This window comes from Exiguobacterium alkaliphilum (assembly GCF_018138125.1).
GTDB classification, from domain to species: domain Bacteria; phylum Bacillota; class Bacilli; order Exiguobacteriales; family Exiguobacteriaceae; genus Exiguobacterium; species Exiguobacterium alkaliphilum.
This window is the reverse complement of the sequence record NZ_CP073101.1, coordinates 1,402,694-1,427,179: the sequence shown is the minus strand read 5'-3', so window position 1 is coordinate 1,427,179 and position 24,486 is coordinate 1,402,694. Positions and strand designations below refer to the sequence as shown.

The window sequence follows — 24,486 nt, the reverse complement described above, 5'->3', positions numbered from 1 at the left end:
CTTTCCGTCACTCTTCTAATTTCGTTCGCCTGAGCGCTTCAATCAACTGTCCCATCATTTGGACGCCGTGCCGATAGTCCATCCGCGTCGGACCGATCATCGCAATCGTTCCGAACGTTTTTCCGTCGAGCGTATAATCCGACGTGATGACGCTACAGTTTTGAAGCGCGAGGATCCCGTTCTCGCTCCCAATGCTCACATAAATCTCGCGGTTTGGCAACGATTCGAGCCAATCGGTCAAGCGCTCCTGTTCATCGATCCATTCGAGGAACGGGCGGAGCGTATCGAGCGATTGAAACTCCGGTTGATTGAAGATGTTCTTCTTCCCGCCTAAATAGAGCGAGGTCGGATGTTGCAGTCCGGCAGTCGATTGAATCAGTTGCAACATATTCTCATACTGTTCTCGATTCGCGAGTTGAAGCTTTGACACTTCTTCGCCAAGGCGCTGCTTCAACTGCCCGATCGGTGTCCCTTTCAACCGATCGTTTAAAAACCGAATCGTCTCCTCGACCATGTCCGGCGCCATCGGAGATTCGAAGACAAGCGTCCGATGTTCGACGTGGCCCTGGTCCGTCAAAATCAACACGACACCGCGCCGTTCATCGAGTGGCATCAAATCGATGCGGGCCAGACGATTCATTTGGCTATTGGGGCCGAGTGCCACCGTCGTATAGTTGGTCAAGTCAGAGAGGAGGTCAGCGGCTTGACGAATGAGCAGATCCGACTCTTGCGCCGACGCCCGCAACCGTTCACCGAGATGGTGCGTCTCCCGTTCGTCAATCACTCGTTTCTCGACGAGGTGATCGACATAATAGCGATAGCCGACCTCAGAAGGAATGCGCCCGGCTGAAGTATGCGGTTTCTCGATGAGACCCAAATCTTCCAAATCAGCCATATCGTTTCGAATCGTCGCCGAACTGAACGAAAGATCATCTCGTTTCGATAACGTACGCGATCCGACCGGTTGTGCCGTCTGAATATAGTCATCAATGATGGCTCGTAAAATGAGCAATTGTCTCTCCGTCAGCACGTTTTCACTCCTCTCTGAATGATTGGCCTCGCTTTATTAGCACTCATATTTACTGAGTGCTAATCACACTTCAAATATTATCACGTTCTCCATATTTGTCAATTCATTCGCTTCATTTTTTCCAGTTGTTCCGAAGTCGCCGCCGATGCATCTTACGACTCATTTCGGTATCATACGAGGTGAGGTGATTAAATGTTTACAACACAACAATTTGACGTATTCACACAAGACGGTCTCGATGTACGGATGGAAGGGATTCGTTCGACCATCCAACCGCTCTTCCATCAAATCTATGAGGAAGTCGGTCCACAACTCGAAGCGGACGTCGGAATCCCGCTCTACTTGCACGTCGCCAAACATGCGCGTCGTACGGTCAATCCGCCGAAAGATACGTGGATGGCCATCTGTCACGACAAACGTGGCTATAAGAAACACCCGCACTTCCAGGTCGGCCTGTTCGACGACCGCGTCTTCATCTGGCTCGCTTTCATCTATGAAATGCCAAACAAGGCGGCGATTGCCGAGCGTCTCATGCAGGTTGACGTCAAATCGGCGTTCCCGGACTTCCATATCGCCGGCGACCATATGAAGAAAGAGGCGTTCTTGCTCGACGACATGTCCGAAGAAGCAATCGACACAATTTTACACCGGTTCAAAGACGTGAAAAAAGCCGACTTTTTAATCGGTCGCCAACTTCCGGCCGATGCGTCGATCCTCCAAAACGAGGCGGCCTTCCTCGCGCTCGTCGAGGACACGTTCAGCCGGCTCACGCCGATTTATCGCGACCTCGTCTTATAACGTAAAAGGGAATCCATCGTGGATTCCCTTTTTGTATGCGCAATTTACTGAACCGCATCAGAGTCGACACGGGCCTCGCCGATAAAGGCGGCGAACGCCTCGTTCGCGAGCGGCAGACCGGACTCGGTCAGCCGGACGTGCGTGTCCGTCCGTTCGATTAACCGCTTCGCCTCGAGGTCGGCCAAGACGTGACCGAACACGGCTTCCATCGATTGGCCGTACTTCGCTTCAAACGTCTCGAACGCTACACCGGAACGCATGCGAAGACCGAGGAAAAGCTCCTCTTCCATCTTCTCGACCGTCTCGAGCGGCGTCGTACTGCGGACCGGTAACCCTTCCGCTTTAATATAGTGCGGGATGGGTGCGATGTTCGCCCGCCGTTCCCCGTTCAAATAACTGTGCGCCCCGGCACCGAAGCCATAATACTCTTCATTGCGCCAATACACTTGGTTGTGCCGGCTCTCCCGTCCTTCGAGGCTATAGTTTGAAATCTCATATTGTTTCAACCCGCGTCGTTCGAGCGTCTCCATCACTTTCAAATACATCGCGACTTCGATATCCTCACCCGGAAGGCGCAGCTTCCCTTTTCGCTCTTGAATCGCGAACACGGTATGTGGCTCTAAAATGAGCGAGTAGGAAGAGACGTGTTGAATCGGCAGCTGGAACGTCAAGTCGAGGTCGCGCTCGATTTGTTCGAGCGTCTGTTCCGGGAGCCCGAACATGAGGTCGATGGATATGTTATCGAACCGTTTCGCCGCTTCGTTGACGGTGTGGAACACGTCATCGGCCCGATGCGTCCGGCCGATCCGTTCCAACCCGCCGTCATCGAACGTCTGGACGCCGAAACTGAGGCGATTGACGCCGCCTCGCTTCATCGTATCGAGTTTCTCGGTACTGACGAAGTTCGGGTTCGCCTCGACCGAGTATTCAAGATTCGGAGACGCGAGCGGGAGCAGATGACGTGCGACCATGTCCATGAGTCGTTTCATCTGCGCCTCATTGAGCGCGGTCGGTGTCCCGCCGCCGATAAAAATCGTCTCGATCGTATCGGTCGGATATTGTTCGAGCGATAGTTCGATCTCTCGTTCAAGTGCATCTAAATAGTCATCAACCGGTTGGTTCTTTAAGAACACCTTGTTGAAATCGCAGTAATAACAAATATGTTCACAAAATGGAATGTGAAGATATACGGCTTTAGCCATGAGCGGCCACCCCTTTCTTCTCTTTCCATTTATAACGTTTTTTGCGCCGCGATGCCACTATGCGTGTTCAGTCAAAGCGATGGATGAATAGCCCGCTCTTCAGTTTCGGCTCGAACCACGTCGATTTCGGCGGCATTTGGCCCGCTTCGTCCGCGACGCGCATCAGTTCTTCCATCGCCGTGGCGTGGCACGTCAGGATGACGACGTCCTGTCGCCTAGCTAACGCTTCGAGGCGCTCAATCGCGTCTTTTCCACCGACAAAATCGATGCGTTCATCCGTCCGGACATCCTCGACTCGGAAGTACGGCTCGAGGATGTCTCGTTGAAGCGTCGCGACGGCTAACGCCTCGACGTCTTGTCGCTTCGTCAGCTTGTAATGCTTGTCTCGAAAAGCCAAACCGAACATCGCCCTCTCGGTCGGGACGAATACATTTTCTGCGGCTTCAATCTCGTAACTAAAGGAGAGGCCGTCTAGTAGCGCCGCGACTTCTTCAGGTGCCACATCTTGCAAAACGCGATGGTACGGCAAAATCGTCAGCTCATCGCTCGGGAACAAGACGCCGAGGAAGTGGTCCCGTTCTTGTTTGGACTCTCCTTCATGAAGCGGGCTCCGGGCGACGACGGCTGCAGCCTTGGCACGGTGATGCCCATCGGCGATATAGATGGCCGGAATGTTGGCCCCGAGCATGATGACGCGTGCTTGATGCTTCGATGGCACGGCGTAGCCTTCATGGACGACACCTTGACTGTCCGTGAAGGCAAACAACGGCTCCCCTGTCGTCGCGTCGTCTAGGATGCGACGCAACCCTTCATCCGGCGCGTGGCTCATCAAAATCGGTCCGGTGTGCGCTTTCGTCGCCGAGACGTGTTCGACGCGTTCGCGTTCTTTCACGGCACGCGTGTGCTCATGAATCTTGATGCGACCTGCCTCATAATCTGCCACTGAGAACGTGGCGACGAGCCCTGTCTGGACACGCCCTTGATCGGTGAGCCGATACACGTAAAATCCGTTCGTCCGTTCGGTCAACTCGCTCTCGTAAAGCCGCTCGAGCTCATGACGGGCTCGTTGTCCCCACGCCTCGAGCGGCATGTCCGCCATGAATACTTCTGGCTTATCGACCGCGAGGAACGAATTGGGACGCTGTTCGACGTCAAGACGCGCCTGTTCGACGCTGACGATATCGTACGGGTCGGCGGCGACGTCCTCGGGATGTTTCGGCATGTATGGGGCAAACGGTTTGAATACGACCATGGTCATTCCTCCTCAAAATTCACGGACGCGCATGACGTCCTCGATCTCATAAAGCGTGTGGACCGACAGTTTCTCGTTCTGGTGATTATCGATATCAATTAACGTATATGCCACGTCCCCTCGACTCCGGTTCACCATGTTGTCGATGTTGATTCCGTTCTCAGCGAGTCGGCTCGCGATTTGGCCGACCATGTTCGGGACGTTTAGATGGAGGACGGCCAGACGGCGCTTGCCGATGTACGGCAGTTCGGTGTCCGGAAAGTTCGCCGAGTGGCGGATGTTGCCGGTCTCCAAATACGATTTCAACGTGTCGACCGCCTGGACGGCACAGTTCACTTCCGACTCTTTCGTCGACGCCCCGAGATGTGGGAATGCGACAATCCGCGGATGTCCGAGAAGCTGTTGTTTCGGGAAGTCGGTGATGTACGTCTCGACGTTCCCATCGAGCGCGTCCAACAAGTCGGAATCGTTCACGAGCTCACCGCGCGCAAAGTTCAACACGGTCGTTCTCGGCTTCATTTGATTGAACCATGAGGCGTCGATGATGCCACGTGTATCTGCCGTGAGCGGCATATGGATGGACAACAGGTCGATATCGGCGAGCAGTTCGCTCACGTGCCGCGCCCGTTTCACTTGCTTCGAGACGTTCCACGCCCCATCGACCGATAGATGCGGGTCGTATCCGACGACGTCGACACCGAGCTGAATCAAGTCGCTCGCGAGCGCCGAGCCGATTGCCCCGAGGCCGACGATGCCGACTTTCTTACCTCGAAGCTCCGCCCCGACGAACTTACGTTTTTCGTCTTCCATCGCCCGCTCTAGGAGCGTCTGGCTGTTGAACGTATGCTCGTTGACCCAACGCACGCCTTGTAAAATTGGCCGGACCGACAAAAGCATGCTCGCGAGCACGAGTTCTTTCACCGCGTTCGCATTCGCTCCCGGGGTGTGAAACACGACGACGCCTTGACGGGCCAGCCGTTCGAGCGGCAAGTTGTTCACCCCGGCTCCAGCGCGGGCGATAGCGAGCAGGTAAGGCGGAATCTCCGCCTCGTGCACGTCATGGCTCCGGATGACCCAGGCGTCCGCCTGCTCCGACGCATTGAGGGCATATTCGCTCGGTTCGAAGCGATTGAGTCCTTCCTGTGCGATTTGATTATACGTTTTAATGTGAAACATCGTGTCCCCCCTGTTCAAACTCTTGCATCGTTTCAATCAAGCGATTGACGCCTTCGAGCGGCATCGCATTGTATAGGCTCGCCCGCAACCCGCCGACCGACCGGTGGCCGCCGAGTTCAATCAACCCGCGCATTTCTGCAAACTTCCGGAACGCCTCGTCCGTGACGTCATCCCCCGTCGTGAACGGGATGTTCGTCAACGAGCGGCACGTCGTATCGGTCACAATCGGACGGAACAACGATGACGTATCGAGCGCGTGATACAATCGCTCGCTCTTCTCGCGGTTGCGGCGCTCCATCTCCGAAACGCCCCCCTCCGCTTCAATCCAAGCGAGGACCCGTTCGGCGACATAGAGACTGAACGTCGCCGGGGTGTTCAAGAGCGTATCGACGTGTTTGCTGTAAGCGAGATATGACGGCAGGTCACGTTCGACAATCAAATCGCGACGGATGACGACGAGCGTCAACCCGGCCGGCCCGATGTTCTTCTGGGCACCGGCGTAGATGAGGCCGAAGCGCTCGACGTCAATCGCTTCCGCCAGAATATTGGACGAGACGTCGGCGACAAGCGGGACGTTCGTCTCAGGAAGCGCGGTGTAGCGGGTACCTTCAATCGTGTTGTTCAACGTTAAATGAAGATAGTCGACGTCTTGAATCGATTCCGGCCAAACTGGAATCGTCCCATACGTTGTTGCCGCCGAACTACCCGCAAGGACGACATCACCGAACCGGCTTGCGTCTTGAATCGCCTTCTTCGACCACGTCCCGCTGTCGAGATAGGCGAAGCGGCCCGATTTGCCCAGATTCATCGGGACCATCGAGAACTGGAGCGTCGCCCCACCTTGAAGGAACAGGACGGCGTACGTGTCTGGAATGTGCATCAAACGGCGAAGCCGGTGCTCGAGTTCCCTTGCCACTTCGATGAATGCCGAAGAACGATGGCTCATCTCGACGATCGAGACGCCGCTTTCTTTATAGGAAAGAAGTTGTGATTGTACTTCTTCCAACACCGGTGCGGGCAACATCCCCGGACCGGCTGAAAAATTATAAGTCGGCACTGCTTCTCCTCCTCTATTTTTCTGTAAGTGGGTACTATTCCGTATCGCCTTCCCCATATCCTGCCAAATCAAAAAAATCGCCCTTATCGTTTGATAAGGGCGAACGGTTATTCTTCGTCCATCGACAAGACAGACATGAACGCTTCTTGCGGCACTTCGACAGATCCAACCATCTTCATGCGCTTTTTACCTTCTTTTTGCTTCTCAAGAAGCTTCCGCTTCCGCGAGATGTCCCCGCCGTAACATTTCGCGAGGACGTTCTTGCGGAGCGCCTTGATTGTCGAACGGGCGACAATCTTCGTCCCGACCGCTGCTTGGACCGGTACCTCGAACTGCATCCGCGGGATGAGCGCCTTCAACTTCTCGACGATGACTTTCCCACGCTCGTACGCGAAATCGCGGTGAACGATAAAGCTGAGTGCATCGACGACTTCGTTGTTCAAAAGGATGTCCATCTTGACGAGGCGTGACGGACGATAGCCGATCAACTCGTAATCGAGCGAGGCATAGCCTTTCGTGCTCGACTTCAACTGATCGAAGAAGTCGTAGACAATTTCACTCAATGGAATCTCGTACGTGATTTTGACGCGTGTCGTGTCGATATACTGCATATCGATGAACGTCCCACGTTTCTTCTGGCAGAGCTCCATGATGGCGCCGACATAGTCGTTCGGCGTCATGATGGCCGCTTTGACGTACGGCTCTTCAATCGTCTCGATCTTTTGTTGTTCTGGCATCTTCGATGGGTTATCGACGTGGATGACGTCGCCTGACGTCGTCGTGACGTGATAAATAACCGACGGTGCCGTCGTAATCAAGTCAATCCCGAACTCTCGCTCAATCCGCTCTTGGATGATTTCCATGTGGAGCATGCCAAGGAAACCGCTACGGAAACCGAAACCGAGTGCCTGTGACGTCTCGGGCTCAAATTCGAGTGCCGCATCCGACAATTGGAGGCGCTCGAGCGCTTCACGTAAATCGTTATACTTCGCCGCATCGATCGGATAAAGACCGCAGTACACCATCGGGTTCATCTTCCGATAACCTGGGAGTTGATCCGTCGCTGGGTTTTTCGCGAGTGTGATCGTGTCACCGACGCGAACGTCGCCGACCGTCTTGATCGACGCTGACAATGTCCCAACGTCTCCGACGTTCAACTCTTTCACCGACACCGGTTTTGGGGTCGAGACGCCGAGGTCTGTGACTTCGAACGATTTACCGGTCGACATCATTTGCACCTTGTCTCCGACTTTGACCGAACCGTTGACGATTCGAATCGAGGCGACGACACCGCGATAGGCGTCATAGTACGAGTCGAAGATGAGGGCTTGAAGCGGCGCGGACGGATCGCCCGTCGGTGCAGGGACGAGCTCGACAATTTGCTCGAGAATCTCTTCAATCCCGATCCCGGCTTTCGCTGAAGCCGGTACGGCATCACTCGCGTCAAGACCAATCACATCCTCAATCTCTTGGCGCACGCGCTCGACGTCGGCTGACGGCAAATCAATTTTGTTGATGACCGGGATGATTTCAAGGTCGTTATCTAATGCGAGGTAGACGTTCGCGAGCGTCTGTGCTTCGATTCCTTGGGCCGCGTCCACGACGAGGACGGCCCCTTCACACGCCGCGAGCGAGCGTGATACCTCATACGTGAAATCGACGTGGCCCGGTGTATCGATCAAATGAAGGATATACTCTTCCCCGTCTTTAGCCGTATAGTTCAACTTGACGGCGTTTAACTTGATCGTGATACCGCGCTCACGTTCAAGGTCCATCGCATCAAGCGTCTGTTCTTTCATCTCGCGCGCCGTGAGCGCACCCGTCTTCTCAAGAATCCGGTCAGCGAGCGTCGACTTTCCATGATCGATGTGAGCGATGATGGAAAAGTTGCGAATCTTCTTCTGACGATTCTCTAATTCTTTGTTGTTCATATATGGGTTCACCTATCCTTCTCATGCATACCGTGTCATTATATCAAAATCTTAAGTGTATGTGTACGACCTACTACAACAATACCACATATAGTTTTCAGAATAATCATCAAGTGGTTGCTTTTCAAATAAGCGTTTGCTACAATTGTGCTTGTTCTGTTGAATGATTACTTGAAGTAATGAGAACATACACTTTCTTGTTTCAGGAGGTGACAAACAATGGCAAACATCAAATCAGCAATCAAACGTGCAAAAACTTCTGAAAAGCGTCGCGTCGCAAACTCGCAAGAGAAAGCAGCAATGCGTACAGCAGTAAAACGTGTTGACGCTCTCGTACTCGAAGGAAACAAAGAAGCTGCTCAAGAAGCTTTCGTCCTCGCTACGAAGAAAATCGACAAAGCTGCAGCAAAAGGTCTTATCCACCAAAACAAAGCTGGCCGTGACAAATCACGTCTCGCAGCTCGCATCGCAGCTCTCTAATTAGAGATCAAACCGGAACAGCCGCCTCCATCAGGAGCCGGCTGTTTTTTCGTATACCATGACGTAATGCGTCCCAATCCCGGGAATTTCGAACGGCTCACCGACGACGACGAGGCCGTTCCGTTCATAGAAGCGCACGGCGACTTCGCGGGCGTTGCACCACCACGAGTCGTTGACCGTTTCGTGCAGCGCCTGTAAAAACGACGAGCCGATCCCTTGCCCGGCGGAGGCCGGGTCGGTCGCCATCCCCCGCAGTTGGTACGGCACTGTCTTCCCGTCGACGTCACGCCCTGCTTCCATCACGGTCGCGATCGACAACACCTGACCGTCCTCGACCCAAGCGAAATGGCGTGTCGTCTCGTTGTCATCCCCTTCAAAATAACACGTCTCCCGCATCTGACCCGGTCTGAGCACTTCATGCCTGAGCGGAATCACATCTTCAAGTTCCACTTGTCGTAAACTCATTTTCTCACCTCACACGAGCGTCAACTGACAGACGAGCGTATCGAAGACGATTTGTTTATCGCCACGACCGGTCTTCATCGACTCATCTGCATCGGCAATCATCGTCAGCGCCGCGGCGAGCTGCGCCTCCGTGAAGTTCCGGCTCGCTTGCCCGGCCAGCTTCACTGTGTACGGATGCGCCCCAATCTTTGACGCGATTTGTTTTTCCCCATATCCTTTTTCCGTCAGCTGCTTCGTCAAATACATGTTCCGGTACTGACGGGCGAGAAGCGACAAGAGCCCAATCAACTCCTGACCTTGTTTCTCTAAATCACGGACGAGCCGTAGCGCCGCGTCGGCACGCCGGGCGACTAAAAATTCGGACAGTTGGAACACATTGTCTTCAAGCGTTCGAGGGACGAGATCGTTGACGATTTCGAGCGGGATCTCGCTACCATCACTCGCATACAGTTGCAACTTCTCGAGCTCGCGTACGAGTTTCCCCCAATCATCATGGCATAAGAACAAAAGTCGCTCGACGGTCGAGCGGTCCATCTTTTGCCCACGTCGATTCAGTTCGTCACCGACGTAACGCATCAACTCCGTCTGGCTCGGCTTTTTCGCCTCGAGGACGATGGCCCGTTCTTTTAAGCGCTTGACGACTTTTTTACGCTCATCGAGTTTTTCTGTCTCGATGATGAAGACGAGCACGGCGTACGGTGCCGGCTGCAACAAATATTCCGTCAACCGTTCGACATTTTGCTTTTGTTTCTCTTTCGCGCCGGTCAAAAACTGGGCGTTTTTCACGACGACCGTCCGATAATCGCTGAAGAACGGGACCGTCTCCGCCTCGTCGAGTGCCGTATCGAGCGCCGTCTCTTGTAAGTCGAGTCGCATCACGTCGAACTGGTCGCCGGACGGGTTGGCCGCCTTGACGATTTCTTTCTCCCACGAATCGAGCAGATACTTCTCCGTCCCGAACAAGACGTACACGTTGGCTACTTTGCCGTTATGGAGCCAGGGTTCATTCAAAACACACACCACTTTCACAATTTATTCTTATCTAAAACATAGATTATCCTTCAACGATTCGCTATACTTAGGACGGAACCATTTCAAGGAGGGACTCACTATGCATATTAACTCTGTTCGCCCACCAAGCGAAAACCCGTTTGAGAACGATGTCCAATGCAAACGAAACGATGCCATCGATTCAGCGATCGGCTTCATCGTACCGTTCGGCTTTTTCTTCACGCTATTCGCGATTGGCGTCCTCATCAAGTTCTTAAGCTTATAAGCTACGAAACGATTGCCCCGGGGGAGCAATCGTTTTTTAGTTTATCATACATTTCATCGACTGACCTTCGTTTCCATGATCCCTCGGCAAGCGTCACGTTCACATACGATCATCCCGTCCTCATCCGTCCGTAGCACGCGCCTGCCGACAAGTCGCGCCAAGACGTCTGGATGCGGATGCCCGTAACGGTTGTTCCTGCCGACGCTCGCCACGACCCATTCCGGATCGATCCGGTTTACTAGTGCCTCGCTCGACGACGTGTCCGAGCCATGATGGCCGAGTTTGAACACATCAACGTCGACAGTCGGGAGAGCGGCTTCCCCCGCTTCCGGTAAGTCACCCGTCAACAAGTACGTCATCCCACCGACCGTTAAATAGGCCGAGACAGAATTGGCATTCTCATCTGCCTTACGCTCCGAAGGACTGACGATCCAAAACCATGGATAGGGACGGTCCCCGGCCCGGACGAAACGGACCGGGACATTTTTACGCGCAAGTTTAGATAACAATTCGCCTCGTTTCTCCATATCGGCCGCTTCGGCCGCTAACCACACTTCTTTTACTTGAATCAAATCAAGTAACCCGTCCAACCCGCCAATGTGATCGTGATCGGCATGGGTGAGCAATAAAAAGTCGATTTCTCGTTCGCCACGCTTCCATAAGTACGGCGCGACGACATCTGCGCCTGGGTCAAACGTCGAGCGTTTTTTCTCCGAAGGGTCATGATACACCCCACCGACATCAATCAAACCGGTGAGGCCGTGCGTCTCGACGACGATCGCATCTCCTTGCCCGACGTCTAAAAACGTGACGCGCCCTTCTTCTTTCAATTCGGACGCCAAGGCGACAGCACTGAGTGTGAGCAAGGCGACACCCCAACCAATCAATTGGCGCCGCTCGAGAAAGAGAAGTCCAATCCATAATCCGATGGCGAGAAGGAACGAGCCCCAAACGGTCAGCTCATGGAGCGGGAGCCACGGTTTGACCTGATTGTGTAGCGTGAACGTTCCATGTAGCCCGTCGAGTACCGGATGAAGTAACGGTTCATATAACGGTACGAGATACGCCAAAAAACCGAGAGGAATCATCACCCACGAGAAGAGAATGGCCACAATTACGTTATAGAACGGAGCCGCGATCGAGATGACCGGTTGAACGTGCCATAACAAAATCAATCCGACCCATTGCGCGTAAATCGCCAGACTGAGGACGTTCGTCCATAGCGCACGCGTCACAATCAAAAAGAGCGTCATCCCAACGGTAAGCTGGAAGCCAAGATTGAACAACAAGTAAGGTTGAAGTGCGAGCAGTCCCGCCCCACACCAGCTGAGGAGACGCATCGGGTCACGGACCGAATAGCCGAACAAGGAAAGAATCAGCACCATGTCGGCGACGAGGACGGCGCGCGCGACAGGCGGAGAGAATCCGGTCAGCCACCCGAATGCGGTCACAATCAATACAATGAGGATCATTTTTGTTTCACGATGAAAGGGGAATGGCACAAGGAGCCATTTGAACGCGAGGACTAGCATGGCGATGTGTGACCCCGAAATGACGAGCAGATGCAACAGCCCCGTGACCCGATACGAAAACGAGGTTTCTTCATCCAACAATCGTCCTTCTCCAAACAAAAGCGCCTCCATATACAACGCAACATCGGCCCGATACGTCGCCTCGATGCGTGCCAATTGTCTCTCTTTGAACCGAAGCATCGCCCCGTCCACGCCTGCCGTCGGACGACAGGCGTGAACGGTGACTTGTCTTCCCTTGAACGAGAGGCCGGCACCTGTCGCCCACGCCATTTCATCGAACCCGCCGACGTTTCGGAGCGGTGCGAACGCATCCGGCTCGAACGTGACGAGACACGTCTCTCCCGGACGGCCGAGCGCCACATCACGTCCGACTAAAACCCCGTTCGCCCCTGACGTCTCGCCATACAATCGGACGGAACGACCATTGTCACGCCGGCTCTCGATTGAGAACAACACGTCTTCTCCTCCTGAGATGACCGGTGGCTCGTCATGCCAAAAAATGATCAAGGCGAGACAACCTGCGCCGATATACGTGCCAACTGACTGGCCTCGACATGTCGCAAGCAAAAAGAGGAACAGCACGAAGCCGACGAGGACGAAGCCTTGGGTACAAGCGATGAGGACACTGATTGGAAGTAGCGGAAAAATCGGCATCTTAAGGGACCAGCAGGTAGCCCTTCATGTTTTCTAACGTCTTCTCACCGAAACCTTTCACGTTCCGAAGTTCTTCATAGGACTTGAACGGACCATGTTCTTTCAAATAATTTAATATCGCCTCGGCTTTAGCCGGTCCGATCCCCGGGACCGTCATCAATTCCTCTTTCGTCGCACTGTTGACGTGGACCCCGTTCGTTTCAGTCTCGGTCGTCTCCGGTGCGACCTCGAGAAGCTCGCCTTTTTTCGGCACCGTGATCTTTGACCCATCGACGAGCAGTTGGGCCAAGTTCAACTGTTCGGGCTCGGCGTCAGCAGTCAACACGGCAAGCGTCAGGACGTCACCGACCCTTGCCCCAGGCGGCATCTCATATACATCCGGTGAGACGACGGCACCTGTCACATAGACGACGACTCTTCCTGTTGCCGGCTCTGCTTGAACCGACTCTTCCGCTTTCAGTTCGAATTGTTCGACCATCGGTGTCTCCGGCTGTTTCGACGCGAACATGTAGCCGACCGCCATGAATAAAGCCACAACCAGCCCGATGACGTAACGTTTCCATTTTTCCATCTCGCTTCCTCCTATCGACACCTTCTGGTCTATAGTATGCGCCCGAATCATCTACCGCTCATCTAGGGCTATCTCCTCGATTCAGTCGCTTGCTTGTCCGTTGTACCGTCCGACTCGTCCTGTTTTCCCATAAAAAAAAGAGACAAGCCGAAACTTGTCTCAATCGTTTTGAAAATGTTGGACTTGATCGGCAAGTGCCGCTGCCTGTCCTTCGAGTTCTTGCATCAAAGCGAAAATTTGGTCAAAGCTCGCCTGTTGTTCTTTCATCGAGGCGGCCACTTCTTCATTTCCGGCGGCAAGCTCTTCAGTCACCCCGCTCACTTCTTCGACCCGCTTCAACACGTTCGTCACTTCGCTACTCGAGGCCAGCATTTCTCGCTCGATCGTATGGACGAATGCGGCGACATGGTCTGTCCGATCATGAATCCGCGTGAACGCTTGTTTCGTCAAGCCGAACGCTTGGAGTTGGGCCGTCTGTTCTTGACTCGCTTCTTCGACCGTCTGTTTCAATCGCTCCACTTCTTCATGAATCGATTGGACGACACTAAAGATCGAGCGTGTCGCCACGTTACTCTCTTCAGCTAACTTCTTCACTTCGCTCGCGACGACGGCGAAACCGCGTCCTGCTTCGCCGGCACGGGCCGCTTCAATCGCCGCGTTCAACGCGAGTAAGTTCGTTTGGGCTGCCACGTCTTCGACGAGCTTCGCCATCCGTTCAATCTCGTCCGTATTTCGCGCGAACGCATCCATTCGCTTGACGAGGGTCGTATTTCGTTCGCTCGAGCGTTGCAAGATCCGTTCCTGGTCGGTCAACGTCTCAATCCCGTCTTGGACTTCGCGCGTCATCGCGCTCGTCTCTTCTGTCGTCTGGCGCGTCTGTTGGAGGCTCGTCTCGAACGAGGCCGCCATGATACCGACCGACTCGAGCGTCTCCTGTAGTTCGGTCGCAATCGATTGGGCACCGTTCGCCATCTCATCGACCGCGTTCGTGATGTTTGACGTCGTGCTGACGACCGCCTCGTTCTCGGTCGCGGCCGTCTCGGTCATCGCGTTGACTTGCATCGAGGTGACCCGGATTGACCCGATCATCGTTTGAAGGGAGACCGTCATATGTTGCATCGCTCGTTCAAGACGCCCGATCTCGTCTCGTCTCGTCGACTCGGGCAATGAAATCAGTCGACCAGAAGCGATGGCTTCGGCTGCCTCGACGGTCTGCTCGAGCGGACGCGTGATGGAACGGGCAAAGAAGAAGTTGTACACCGCGAGCGCGCCAATCACGAACGCCGTGAGCACGATGGAAATGACAAACAACCGTTTCGTCTCCCCTGCCGCCTCCTGTTGGAGTGCTTCGTAGAACGAACCATTCTTTACGAGTAGCGTATTCACGTCGTTCAGCAATCCTTCAAGCTTGGCGGCTTGAATTCGGGCCGCAATCCCACCCGACTCGGCCTCGACGTTTTCACCGATGCGTGTATACTTCTCCGTCGCCCGCTCCAAATGTTCATTGAAGGTCGGAATCAAGTACGTACGTTCTAGCGTCTCAAACGTGGCCACGTTGTTTTCGCGGATGCGTGTTAACTGATTCAACGTCGCCGGGCTCATCTGCTCGCCAAGTGATGTCCAAAGTGACTGTTCTTGAAGGAGGGACGTCTCGAGTTGAGACAACTCAATCATTTGTGAGCCGTACTGTTCGTTATACGTTTGCAATCGATTTAACGTCGCCAAGACGTAACTCATCATCAAGACGATCAAAACGACCGTAAACACCGTTGACACAATAAATCGTTTTCGTAAACTCATTGTTGTTTGCCCTCCAGTAGCCGTTTCTCGAATGCGTCAAAGCGTTCCCGTTCCTCGTCGCTCCACTGGACACGACGAAGTGCGGCAAGACCGACCCCGCCCTCCTCGAGACCAAGCGTGAGATGTTCGCTGAAGGCTTCCTCTTGAACGTTATCCGCGATGGCGACGATGGCTAAGTCCACTTGTTTTAACATCGACGTGATGACCGCATCCGGGGCAATCATCGATTGATCGCTATCGACCCCGATGGCCTTCACGCCGTTCGCTTGCGCGGTCTGTAAGACACCGACACCGGTCAATCCTGCCGCCGCATATAAGACGTCGGCTCCTGCCTCGATCTGTTTCTCGGCCAACTGCTCTCCGATTTCAGGCGAGGCAAAGTCATTCGCATAATCGACAATGAGTTCGACGTCGGCGTTTACCGCTTTCGCTCCGAGTAGGAAGCCGGTCGAGAACTTTTGAATCAACTCGTTGTCCACGCCGCCGACAAATCCGATTTTTCCTGTCTCTGTCTCAAGACCTGCCACCGCACCGGCCAACGCGCTCCCTTCTACTTCTTCAAACGTTACGGACATCACGTTCGGTAACGTCGAAACGGCGTCAATCAAGGCGAACTGTTGGTCTGGATGATTGGCAGCCACTTTCTCTAAATCTTCTTGGCATGCGAAGCCGAGCCCGATGATGACATCGTGCCCTGCAGCGACAAGCTGTTCAAAACCAGCTTCATATGTTTTTGTTTCTTCAAGCTCACGGTAATCGACGTACCATTCCCCTGTTTCTCGCAATTGGCCCATGCCTCGCATGGCGGCGTCGCTAAACGATTGGTCCCCGAGACCGACGTCTGATAAGACGACACCCATTGACTGTCGCTCCTCAATGGCGGCCTCTGGTTTGTCGATGACAGATTGACAGGCCGACAACCACAAGACGCTTGCGGTCATCAAACCGAGTATGACTCCTTTTTTCATATGACTCTTCCTCTCTCTATTGGTCTGACATCTCCCTTATCGACACAATTCGACTCGGCTTGAAGTTAATCTGTTTGAAAGTTAGGGAAATCTTACAAACCATGAAAAAAGGTTGCAGACGATTTCGTCTGCAACCTTTTGTCTTATTCTTCTGTCGCGCCAATGGTCTCAGTGAGTTTGCGCTCCGGCACCTCTCCGGTCGGCACGTTGCCCTTTCCGACGAAGTTGTCGAGCAGATCTTTCATGTCGATTCCTGACGAGGCTTTAAGCGTCTGTTGGAGCGACGCCATCAAGTCGGTCGCATAACCGGTCACTTTGCCGGCGCCTCCGTCTTTTCCACTTCCAGTATCAACAACGGTGATGTGATCGATGTTCCCAAGCGGCGCTGCAATCTGCTTCGCGTAATCCGGGAGCATCTTGACGACCATATCGAGAATGGCTGCTTGGCCATATTGTTCGAATGCTTCGGCGATTTTTTGTTTCGCTTCCGCTTCGGCGAGACCTGTCAAGCGGATGATTTCGGCTTCCGCTTCCCCTTTCGCCCGCTCCGAGTCGGCTTCGGCGACACCGGCGAGTCGAACGCGTTCTGCGTCGGCTTTCGCTTCGGCCTCGATGCGGTACTTCTCGGCATCGGCTGAGGCAATTTGACGGGCTTTATCCGCTTCCGCTGACTGCTCGATCGCATAGCGATCGGCGTCGGCTTTTTTCTTCACTTCCGAGTCATATTGTTTCTCACGACGCATAATTTCTTTTTCTTCGAGTTCGATTTGCTTCTGACGCTCGATGATTTGAACTTGCATTTGTTGCTCGGTGACTTCTTGTTTCGCTCGCGCTTCTTCAAGCTCATACGCTTGGTCGGCACGGGCTTTGGCGACGTCTTGCTCACGACGGTACGCCGCGATGCGAAGCTGGTTCTCTTTCTCGGCTTCTGCGATTTCTGAGGCCCGCTCGAGCTCGGCTTTCTTCGCGTCTTTCATCGCTTCGGCTTGCTTGATGCGCGTCTCTTTATCTGCCTCGGCTGTCGCGATGTCTGCATCCCGTTTAACTTGGGCGATTCGCGGTTTTCCGAGTGACTCGAGATAGCCGTTCTTGTCACGAACGTCTTTAATCGTGAACGAGACGATGACGAGACCCATCTTCGCTAAGTCTTGTGAAGCGACACGTTGGACTTCTTGTGAGAACTTGTCCCGGTTCTTGTAAATCTCTTCGACCGTCATCGAACCAAGGATGGAGCGGAGGTGACCTTCGAGTACTTCTTTCGCCTCGTTCTCACGCTCGATTTTTGGTTTGCCGAGGAATTGCTCGGCCGCCGTGGCGATTTCACTGATTGAGCCACCGATTTTAATGATGGCCGTTCCGTCCGCCATGACCGGGACACCTTGTTCCGTATAAACTTCCGGTGTTGTGACTTCAAGCTTGCTCGAGAGAAGGCTGAGCGGTTCTGCCTGTTGGAAGACAGGTAACACGAACGTACCGCCACCACGGATGATTTTGACCCGGTTGCCCGAGGCGTCGCTATGGACATTTTTCTTTCCTAAGTAACTTCCGGTGACGATTAGCGCCTCATCCGGTCCGACCGTACGGTACTTTAATACGAATACAAAAATCAGGGAAAGAATGATAACCCCGACGATAATACTTGCAAGGATGACTGTATCCATCTATCCATTCTCCTTCCGGATTGTCGGTTCGTCGTATTCCATGACGACCGCAATGTTTCGTTCTACTTCAATGATGACAACGCGACGGTCTGCCGAGATGGCTTTCCCGTCAATGCTTTGCGCCGTCTTTAATACGGAGCCGGTCACCGATTCGACGAGCACTTCTCCATATCCACCTTCGGGCACAGGGACGGTCAACCGGCCGACGAGGCCGATGAGTGACTCATCGGTCATCCCGATAGATTCCTCCGCATTCGAGAGCGGCAATAAGACGAATAAGTAAAGAAGCGTCGTCAAGGCGAACGAACCGACAAGGGCGACGGCGAGCCCAATCATCGGCGAGACGTGCGCGAGCGCATTTAAAATGAGACCAATTCCCGCCCCGAGTGCCAAGAACGAAAGGATGACGGCTGGGTTGAACCAGCCTTCAAACATGTCGAACGCGTCTGAAAATAGCATATACACGAACGTTCCGAGTCCCGCAATGATGAGGACCCACCAATATAATTGATCGAGTGACTCCATTACCACCCCTCCTCGCTTCGGCGTTCATGTTCGTAGGCGAGCACGCGACGCAGATGCTCGACTTCAAGCGCGAGCGCCCGTTCAATCGTATCCCATTCTGTGAGCGGACGGGTCGGTTGTTCCATGGATTGCCGGACGCGCCCTAACGTCTTCTCGAATGTCAATCGATCATAACGATCGACAGCTTCTACTCTCTCTTGCCGCAACAACGTCAAATAATGATCGACTTCTGCTTGCAGCGTGATGATTTGCTCTGTCGTCGCTTCTGACGACTCTTGCATGAGTAGGCGACGCACCCGTACTTGATGGGCAACTAGCTTAGCGATTCTCGATTCGAGCTCGAGAATTTGTTTATAGAGGAATTCCGCCTCGCCTTGCTCCGTGTCCTCGCGCCACCACATTTTTGCCTCACCTCATTTCACTTTTACTCGTCTCACTGTTTCATACGGAAAAGCCAGTGTGCTGGTTTCAAAATATACAAAAAAAATGTAAAATTAATTTGCGAGATAGAAAGGAAGTGCTCCTGTTGGGCAATCAAGTCATTCAATTATCGACCGAGGCGCAGAACGCCTTGATCGAGCGCTACGCACCTCACGCGGTCAAACCGCCACCTTATGCGAAATTTAGCGCGAAAACACCTTCCTGTGTGATTACCGTTTACAATTCGGGTAAAGTCATGTTCCAAGGTCAAGCGGCTGAGACGGAGGCGGCGAAATGGGGAACGCCAGTAGCAAAAAAAGTGGCCGCCACTTCGATGCTACCGGAAGGATTTTCGGATTGGTCGGTCGTCGGCAGTGATGAAGTCGGTAAAGGCGATTACTTCGGTCCGCTCGTCATCGTCGCCGCCTACGTCCCAAAAGAAAAAATCGAACTCGTCAAAGAATTAGGCGTCAAAGATTCGAAGTTGTTGTCTGACCCTGAGATTAAACGCATCGCCCGTGATTTGCACGTGACGATCCCGTATCAGAAAGCGACGCTTCATAACCCGATGTACAATAAGATGCAAAAGACGATGACGCAAGGAAAGATGACCGCCATCGCCCATAACGCCGCCTTATCGGCCCTTCTCGACAAACTCGAGGAGAAACCGGATGCGATTTTGATTGATCAGTTCGCAGAAAAGGCCGTCTATTATAAGCACCTGAGTCAAGAGCGTCACATCGTCAAAGACGACGTCTATTTCTCGACGAAAGCGGAAGGGCTGCACGTCGCCGTGGCAGCCGCCTCGATTTTGGCACGTGCGTTCTTTTTGAAGGAAATGGACAAATTGAGTCAAACTGTCGGCCTCACCTTGCCAAAAGGTGCGGGCACCAAAGTCGATCAAGCGGCCGCCACGTTAATCCGTCGCGATGGCGTCGATCGATTGAACGGCATCGCCAAAGTCCACTTCGCCAATACGAAGAAAGCCATACGCTTGAGTGAGTTGAAACGATAGTGCTTCCAAGCGACATATGGTATATTATTTTTATGGTTTAATGAACTTAAAATTTTTGGAGGATAGCGTTCATGTTGCATTATAAAACGTACACATTAAGCGACGATCATCCTTGGGTCATCTTCATTCATGGCGCCGGGGGGAGCCTGTCTCACTGGTATCGTCAAATCCGACCGTTTAAAAAGAAATATAATGTCCTGTTGCTCGACTTGCGTGGCCACGGCGGATCTTATGATGCCGAGCAGTCGTTGACGCAACCGCTCAACGCGTATACGCTCGACGTCGTCGTCGAAGACGTGGTCGAAGTGATGGACCACTTGAACATCGAAAAAGGCCATATGGTCGGCCTATCGCTTGGAACGATCGTCATTCAAGCGATGTTCGAACATCACCCGGAACGTATCGCATCGGTCGTGCTCGGGGGCGCGATCGTCAAATTCAACGTTCGATCGACGTTGTTGATTCGTCTCGGTAGTCTCGTGCAAAGCTTCGTGCCGTACATGTGGCTCTATCAACTGTTCGCATGGATTTTATTGCCGAAAAAACGCCATAAGAAGTCACGGATGATGTTTGTCCGCGATGCGGCTAACCTATGCCAACGCGAGTTCATTCGTTGGTTCAAGATGACCGAGAACATGAATCCGTTGCTTCGACATTTCTCATCGATTCAAACGGCCGTCCCGATTCTTTATGTGATGGGTGATGAGGATTACATGTTTCTCGAAGCGGTCGAACGGACGGCGAAACACCAACCGACGGCGAACGTTCATGTCGTCGAGGATTCTGGTCACGTCGTCAACGTCGATCAGCCGGATATCTTTAACACCGTCTCGATGAATTTTATTGATGAACAAGTTGGCTTGCTCACGGCTAGCACCTCATAACGCTATGTATGGCGAATGGTAGCGCTCTCAATTTGGGAGCTGCTACCTCTTTTTATTTTATCGTTCCAATTTTTTTAAATAAATTTTCAGAAAATATTGATTATTGAAAATTGTCATGTTACTCTAAGACAAATCTTAGCAAAACGGAGGAGCGAAACGCCATGCATACACAGACACAACACGGCCTGCTGATTATTATTCGACGAAGGGACTGAAAATCGACTCGTAACCGAGACGAATTTTTGGGCCCTTGTTTCGATGGATTCGGACGAGGCGCTCACCGTGAACCATTTGCGCCTATCCCATTCGGATAGGTTTTTTTATTGGAAAACAGACAGAGGAGATGATGGAAGTGAAACAGTACGCAATGGATCGAATGATTAAAATTTCAGCCGGGATGGCAAGCGCCGTCCTCGTCACGCTCGGGGTCGGACTCTTGATTGAGACGATTGGGAAAATGGCAGGGCTCGACATGCTCGTCACGATCGGGCAAGTCGCCAAGTCACTTCTCGCCCCGGCCCTCGGCGCAGGTGTGGCCTATCAACTCGGCGGCAACACGCTCATTTTATTCAGTTCGATGATTGCGGCAACCGTCGGCGGGGCCGCGCTCCAACCGACCGAAAGTGGACTCGTGCTCGTCCCGGGTCAACCGATCAGCGCTTTGATTGCAGCGGCTGCGGCTGTCTGGATTGGAAAACGCGTTCTCGGCAAGACGAAGTTTGACATGATGGTCGTCCCGGTTTCCGCCGTTCTCGGTGGTGGAATCGTCGGAGTCGGTGCAGCTGCCGTTACGACACCGCTCATCAACTCCATCAGTGCGAGCATCACCGCATCGGTCAACACGTCGCCGATTGCCACATCACTCGTCATCGCGCTCGTCTTTAGTGTCATGCTCATGTCGCCGGCATCATCTGCTGCGCTCGCCATCGCGCTTCAACTCGACCCTGTCGCGAGTGCGGCCGCCTTGATTGGATGTACCGCCCAGTTCGTCGGGTTCACGCTCATGGCTTATCGTCAAACCGACCCAGGCGGTTTGGTCGCATCATTCTTCGTCACACCGAAAGTCCAGTTCCCGAACGTCGTCAAAAATCCGCGCGTCGTCATGCCACCCTTTATCGCGGCGATGATCAGCGCCCCGATTGCGACGCTCTGGTTCTCGCTCGAAGTCCCGTACGAGATTGCCGGTCTCGGTTTGAACTCGATGATCGCCCCACTCAATATCTTGGCGGCTCAAGGCGCCGAGGCATTCGCCATCTTCGTCGGCACAGGCGTCGTGCTCCCTGCTGTCATCACGTTCCTTCTTTATAAAGTGACTTGCCTCGTCGGTTGGACGAAGTTCGGTGACTTGGCGCTCGAAGTGCAATAAAAAACTGCGATTCCTAAGCTTAGGAATCGCAGTTTTTGCGTTAAGCGCGAACGTCGGCGCCGTGTGTCGCTTTGACGGCGGCGATGATCGCCTCATACGACGCTGTCACTTCTTCATCTTGAAGCGTGCGCGTCGGATCTTGATATTTAAGTGAAAAGGCGAGCGATTTCTCGTCTTCCCCGACGTTTTCACCTGTATAGACATCGAACAAGGCGAGGTCAATCAAGAGCGGACCGGCCGCTTGTTTCATCGTCGCCTCAACGTGACCGGCTGGGATGTCTCGGTTTAAGACGAGTGCCAAGTCTCGCGTGATGGACGGGTAACGTGGCACGTCTTCATAAATCGCTGTCGCTTCCGTATCGAACGCTTGGACATCGAGTTCGAAGACATAGACTTCTTTTAAACCGTAGATGTCTTTCGATACACCTGGATGCACTTGACCGACATAGCCGACGACCTCTCCGTCGACGAGGACGTTCGCCGTGCGGCCCGGATGCATGTCCGGAATCGAAGCGGCTTCATACGTGACTTCGGTGCGAAGCGTCTGTGCCAACGTGTCGACAATCCCTTTCGCGACGAAATAGTCGACCGGGACGCGTGTGCCTTGCGAACGATGGTCGTACCAAAGGCCTGTCACGACAGCGGCCACACGTTCTGTCTCGAGCGGTAACGTCTCCCCGACGTTCACATATACGCGTCCCGTTTCGTACAAGCCAACGTTCGCTTGTTGACGGGCCGTGTTATGTCGCACCGCTTCAAGGAGTCCTGGGACGAGTGATGTCCGAAGCACGGTACGTTCTTCACTCATCGGCATCGCCAATTGTACTTTTGTCGCCGATTCGCCGCCGAAGCGTGATGCGTGTGCCTCACTCGTCAACGAGTACGTAATCGCTTGCGATAGCCCTGCACCTTGGAGGATGCGGCGCACACGACGGCGCAAGACGTTGACATGCGGCAAGTAACCTTTCGTCGTCGAGGCCGGCAGTTTCGACGGTAGGCTGTCGTAACCGAACAGACGAGCAACTTCTTCTGTCACGTCCGCCGGTAGCTCGAGGTCGGGACGACGGGACGGGACGCGTACCGTCAACAGTTCGTCGCCTTCGACGTCGAGGCCGAGGCGGTTCAAAATCGAGACGATCGTCTCCCGGTCGAGCTCCATACCGAGACGTTCATTGATGTAGGCAACCGATACGTCAATCGTCCGTTCGGCCGACAGGATATCCCCGGACGTCACGGCGTCACTGACGGTCCCACCGCTGATCGACTGAATCAATTGCGCAGCCCGGTCGAGCGCACGCATGACACGCTCAGGGTCGACGCCTTTCTCGAAACGAGCGCTCGAATCGGAACGAAGCCCGAGCACACGACTCGTCTTCCGCACCGAGGCTGGAACGAAATAAGCGGATTCGAGCACGACACTCGTCGTCGTCGCGTCGACTTCGGTGCTCGCACCACCCATGACACCGGCGATGGCGACCGGCGCATTCCCGTCCGTGATGACCATCATCGATTCATCGAGCGTCCGTGTCACATCGTCAAGCGTCACAATCGTCTCGCCGTCGTGTGCTTGACGGACGTCGATGGCTCGGCCGAGCTTCGACGCATCGAACGCGTGGAGCGGCTGACCGAGTTCGAGCATGACATAGTTCGTCACGTCGACGACGTTGTTGATCGGGCGCACGCCCTCTGCGATCAAGACGTTCTTCAACCATTGCGGCGAGTCCTCGATTTTGACCCCATCCACGCGTCGCGTCGCGTAATACGGGCAGTTGTCTGTCTCAAGTGAGACCGTGACGTCATTTTGACCAGTTGCCGCGACGTCCGTGTCCGGTAACGTGTACGGACGCTCCAAAATCGCTGCGACTTCGTGAATGATGCCATAGAGGCTGAGACAGTCCGAACGGTTCGGCGTCAAGCCGAGTTCGAGCACCTCATCATCGAGGTCAAGGAGACTGACGACGTCCGCACCGACTTCGACCGCTTCACGGAACGTATGGATTCCGTCTTGTTCGTCTTCGCGGATTTGCTTCTTCTCGAATCCGAGTTCCTCGAGCGAACAAATCATTCCGTGTGACTCGACGCCGCGCAGTTTGGCCTTCTTGATTTTCAAGCCAGGTAGCGTCGCGCCGACCGTTGCGACGATGACGTGTTGACCGGCCGCGACGTTCGGGGCGCCACAGACGATTTGAGCCGTGTCACCACCGATGTCGACTGTCGTCACGTTCAACTTATCCGCTTCCGGATGCTTTTCGCACGTCAAGACGCGTCCGACGACGAGACCGCTCAATCCCTCGGCCCGATTCGTCACGCCTTCCACTTCAATCCCATTCTTTGTAATCAAATCGGCGAGCTGTTGCCCGCTCAAATCCGAGACGTCGATATATTGATTCAACCATTTTTTTGATAGTAACATGTGTGGTCCC

General features: G+C 53.8%; 22 protein-coding genes. 6 read left to right on the top strand and 16 right to left on the bottom strand.

What is annotated here, in order from left to right:
• Positions 1 to 7: 7 nt before the first annotated feature.
• Positions 8 to 1,030, bottom strand: coding sequence for a heat-inducible transcriptional repressor HrcA (hrcA, locus tag KB235_RS07340; RefSeq protein ID WP_034814824.1), 1,023 nt, complete (start codon positions 1,028 to 1,030; stop codon positions 8 to 10).
• Between the two features lie 192 nt (positions 1,031 to 1,222).
• Here hrcA and KB235_RS07335 point away from each other — a divergent pair, with 192 nt between their 5' ends.
• Positions 1,223 to 1,828, top strand: a complete 606-nt coding sequence (locus KB235_RS07335) for a DUF1054 domain-containing protein (protein ID WP_211780867.1) — start codon at positions 1,223 to 1,225, stop codon at positions 1,826 to 1,828.
• Between the two features lie 44 nt (positions 1,829 to 1,872).
• Here KB235_RS07335 and hemW read toward each other — a convergent pair whose 3' ends face one another.
• From hemW to lepA, 5 genes are all read right to left on the bottom strand, one after another.
• Positions 1,873 to 3,030 (bottom strand): radical SAM family heme chaperone HemW, encoded by a 1,158-nt coding sequence (gene hemW, locus KB235_RS07330; protein ID WP_211780866.1) that lies wholly within the window; start codon positions 3,028 to 3,030, stop codon positions 1,873 to 1,875.
• A gap of 67 nt (positions 3,031 to 3,097) precedes the next feature.
• The gene (locus KB235_RS07325) at positions 3,098 to 4,282 is read right to left on the bottom strand and encodes a DUF1015 domain-containing protein (RefSeq protein WP_211780865.1); all 1,185 of its coding nucleotides are present in this window, start codon (positions 4,280 to 4,282) and stop codon (positions 3,098 to 3,100) included.
• A gap of 12 nt (positions 4,283 to 4,294) precedes the next feature.
• Positions 4,295 to 5,458, bottom strand: a complete 1,164-nt coding sequence (locus KB235_RS07320) for a phosphoglycerate dehydrogenase (protein WP_211780864.1) — start codon at positions 5,456 to 5,458, stop codon at positions 4,295 to 4,297.
• The gene (gene serC / locus KB235_RS07315; RefSeq protein ID WP_276514429.1) at positions 5,445 to 6,515 is read right to left on the bottom strand and encodes a 3-phosphoserine/phosphohydroxythreonine transaminase; all 1,071 of its coding nucleotides are present in this window, start codon (positions 6,513 to 6,515) and stop codon (positions 5,445 to 5,447) included. The genes KB235_RS07320 and serC overlap by 14 nt, the downstream gene beginning before the upstream one ends.
• A gap of 107 nt (positions 6,516 to 6,622) precedes the next feature.
• Positions 6,623 to 8,446, bottom strand: coding sequence for a translation elongation factor 4 (lepA, locus tag KB235_RS07310; RefSeq protein WP_034809388.1), 1,824 nt, complete (start codon positions 8,444 to 8,446; stop codon positions 6,623 to 6,625).
• 219 nt (positions 8,447 to 8,665) lie between these two features.
• Here lepA and rpsT point away from each other — a divergent pair, with 219 nt between their 5' ends.
• Positions 8,666 to 8,926: a 30S ribosomal protein S20 gene (gene rpsT, locus KB235_RS07305; RefSeq protein WP_021065661.1), complete on the top strand. Its 261-nt coding sequence runs from the start codon at positions 8,666 to 8,668 to the stop codon at positions 8,924 to 8,926.
• A 30-nt stretch (positions 8,927 to 8,956) separates the two neighbouring features.
• On the opposite strand, the gene KB235_RS07300 is transcribed toward rpsT, so the two are convergent.
• Together KB235_RS07300 and holA are read right to left on the bottom strand one after the other, a co-directional pair.
• Positions 8,957 to 9,391 carry a GNAT family N-acetyltransferase gene (locus tag KB235_RS07300; protein WP_034809385.1) on the bottom strand — a complete coding sequence of 145 codons (435 nt, stop codon included), beginning with the start codon at positions 9,389 to 9,391 and terminating at the stop codon, positions 8,957 to 8,959.
• Between the two features lie 9 nt (positions 9,392 to 9,400).
• Positions 9,401 to 10,411, bottom strand: a complete 1,011-nt coding sequence (gene holA / locus KB235_RS07295) for a DNA polymerase III subunit delta (RefSeq protein ID WP_235193477.1) — start codon at positions 10,409 to 10,411, stop codon at positions 9,401 to 9,403.
• Positions 10,412 to 10,502: 91 nt separating this feature from the next.
• Between holA and KB235_RS07290 the strand changes: the two genes are divergently transcribed.
• Positions 10,503 to 10,667 (top strand): YqzM family protein, encoded by a 165-nt coding sequence (locus KB235_RS07290; protein WP_024371416.1) that lies wholly within the window; start codon positions 10,503 to 10,505, stop codon positions 10,665 to 10,667.
• 53 nt (positions 10,668 to 10,720) lie between these two features.
• On the opposite strand, the gene KB235_RS07285 is transcribed toward KB235_RS07290, so the two are convergent.
• The 7 genes from KB235_RS07285 to KB235_RS07255 form a co-directional block, all read right to left on the bottom strand.
• Complete coding sequence (locus KB235_RS07285) at positions 10,721 to 12,853, bottom strand: DNA internalization-related competence protein ComEC/Rec2 (protein ID WP_211780863.1); 2,133 nt, start codon at positions 12,851 to 12,853, stop codon at positions 10,721 to 10,723.
• A 1-nt stretch (position 12,854) separates the two neighbouring features.
• A complete protein-coding gene (locus tag KB235_RS07280; protein WP_211780862.1) occupies positions 12,855 to 13,424 on the bottom strand; it encodes a ComEA family DNA-binding protein in 570 nt (189 codons plus the stop codon).
• Positions 13,425 to 13,583: 159 nt separating this feature from the next.
• Positions 13,584 to 15,224: a methyl-accepting chemotaxis protein gene (locus KB235_RS07275; RefSeq protein ID WP_211780861.1), complete on the bottom strand. Its 1,641-nt coding sequence runs from the start codon at positions 15,222 to 15,224 to the stop codon at positions 13,584 to 13,586.
• Positions 15,221 to 16,192, bottom strand: coding sequence for a BMP family lipoprotein (locus KB235_RS07270; RefSeq protein WP_034809373.1), 972 nt, complete (start codon positions 16,190 to 16,192; stop codon positions 15,221 to 15,223). The genes KB235_RS07275 and KB235_RS07270 overlap by 4 nt, the downstream gene beginning before the upstream one ends.
• Positions 16,193 to 16,335: 143 nt before the next feature.
• The gene (locus KB235_RS07265) at positions 16,336 to 17,853 is read right to left on the bottom strand and encodes a flotillin lipid rafts scaffold protein FloT (protein ID WP_211780860.1); all 1,518 of its coding nucleotides are present in this window, start codon (positions 17,851 to 17,853) and stop codon (positions 16,336 to 16,338) included.
• Entirely contained in the window at positions 17,854 to 18,378 is a 525-nt protein-coding gene (locus tag KB235_RS07260) for an NfeD family protein (protein ID WP_211780859.1), read from the bottom strand.
• Positions 18,378 to 18,779, bottom strand: a complete 402-nt coding sequence (locus KB235_RS07255; RefSeq protein ID WP_211780858.1) for a hypothetical protein — start codon at positions 18,777 to 18,779, stop codon at positions 18,378 to 18,380. Before KB235_RS07255 ends, KB235_RS07260 begins: the two co-directional genes overlap by 1 nt.
• 125 nt (positions 18,780 to 18,904) lie before the next feature.
• Between KB235_RS07255 and rnhC the strand changes: the two genes are divergently transcribed.
• The 3 genes from rnhC to KB235_RS07240 all read left to right on the top strand — a co-directional run bounded on the left by rnhC (position 18,905) and on the right by KB235_RS07240 (position 22,063).
• Entirely contained in the window at positions 18,905 to 19,813 is a 909-nt protein-coding gene (gene rnhC, locus KB235_RS07250) for a ribonuclease HIII (protein ID WP_211780857.1), read from the top strand.
• A 71-nt stretch (positions 19,814 to 19,884) separates the two neighbouring features.
• Complete coding sequence (locus KB235_RS07245) at positions 19,885 to 20,697, top strand: alpha/beta fold hydrolase (RefSeq protein ID WP_034814801.1); 813 nt, start codon at positions 19,885 to 19,887, stop codon at positions 20,695 to 20,697.
• A 343-nt stretch (positions 20,698 to 21,040) separates the two neighbouring features.
• The gene (locus tag KB235_RS07240) at positions 21,041 to 22,063 is read left to right on the top strand and encodes a PTS sugar transporter subunit IIC (RefSeq protein ID WP_211780856.1); all 1,023 of its coding nucleotides are present in this window, start codon (positions 21,041 to 21,043) and stop codon (positions 22,061 to 22,063) included.
• Between the two features lie 40 nt (positions 22,064 to 22,103).
• Here the strand turns inward: KB235_RS07240 and pheT are convergent, their stop codons facing one another.
• Positions 22,104 to 24,476 (bottom strand): phenylalanine--tRNA ligase subunit beta, encoded by a 2,373-nt coding sequence (pheT, locus tag KB235_RS07235; RefSeq protein ID WP_211780855.1) that lies wholly within the window; start codon positions 24,474 to 24,476, stop codon positions 22,104 to 22,106.
• Positions 24,477 to 24,486 lie beyond the last annotated feature (10 nt).

Bases quoted from the DNA above. Each gene is read 5' to 3' on its own strand.
- KB235_RS07320 (WP_211780864.1), bottom strand. From the start codon at position 5,458: ATGTTTCACATTAAAACGTATAATCAAATCGCACAGGAAGGACTCAAT.
- KB235_RS07240 (WP_211780856.1), top strand. From the start codon at position 21,041: ATGATGGAAGTGAAACAGTACGCAATGGATCGAATGATTAAAATTTCA.
- KB235_RS07335 (WP_211780867.1), top strand. From the start codon at position 1,223: ATGTTTACAACACAACAATTTGACGTATTCACACAAGACGGTCTCGAT.
- KB235_RS07280 (WP_211780862.1), bottom strand. From the start codon at position 13,424: ATGGAAAAATGGAAACGTTACGTCATCGGGCTGGTTGTGGCTTTATTC.
- KB235_RS07285 (WP_211780863.1), bottom strand. From the start codon at position 12,853: ATGCCGATTTTTCCGCTACTTCCAATCAGTGTCCTCATCGCTTGTACC.
- KB235_RS07290 (WP_024371416.1), top strand. From the start codon at position 10,503: ATGCATATTAACTCTGTTCGCCCACCAAGCGAAAACCCGTTTGAGAAC.
- KB235_RS07260 (WP_211780859.1), bottom strand. From the start codon at position 18,378: ATGGAGTCACTCGATCAATTATATTGGTGGGTCCTCATCATTGCGGGA.
- hemW (WP_211780866.1), bottom strand. From the start codon at position 3,030: ATGGCTAAAGCCGTATATCTTCACATTCCATTTTGTGAACATATTTGT.
- KB235_RS07265 (WP_211780860.1), bottom strand. From the start codon at position 17,853: ATGGATACAGTCATCCTTGCAAGTATTATCGTCGGGGTTATCATTCTT.
- KB235_RS07300 (WP_034809385.1), bottom strand. From the start codon at position 9,391: ATGAGTTTACGACAAGTGGAACTTGAAGATGTGATTCCGCTCAGGCAT.
- KB235_RS07275 (WP_211780861.1), bottom strand. From the start codon at position 15,224: ATGAGTTTACGAAAACGATTTATTGTGTCAACGGTGTTTACGGTCGTT.
- KB235_RS07255 (WP_211780858.1), bottom strand. From the start codon at position 18,779: ATGTGGTGGCGCGAGGACACGGAGCAAGGCGAGGCGGAATTCCTCTAT.
- KB235_RS07270 (WP_034809373.1), bottom strand. From the start codon at position 16,192: ATGAAAAAAGGAGTCATACTCGGTTTGATGACCGCAAGCGTCTTGTGG.
- KB235_RS07325 (WP_211780865.1), bottom strand. From the start codon at position 4,282: ATGGTCGTATTCAAACCGTTTGCCCCATACATGCCGAAACATCCCGAG.
- lepA (WP_034809388.1), bottom strand. From the start codon at position 8,446: ATGAACAACAAAGAATTAGAGAATCGTCAGAAGAAGATTCGCAACTTT.
- KB235_RS07245 (WP_034814801.1), top strand. From the start codon at position 19,885: ATGTTGCATTATAAAACGTACACATTAAGCGACGATCATCCTTGGGTC.
- pheT (WP_211780855.1), bottom strand. From the start codon at position 24,476: ATGTTACTATCAAAAAAATGGTTGAATCAATATATCGACGTCTCGGAT.
- rpsT (WP_021065661.1), top strand. From the start codon at position 8,666: ATGGCAAACATCAAATCAGCAATCAAACGTGCAAAAACTTCTGAAAAG.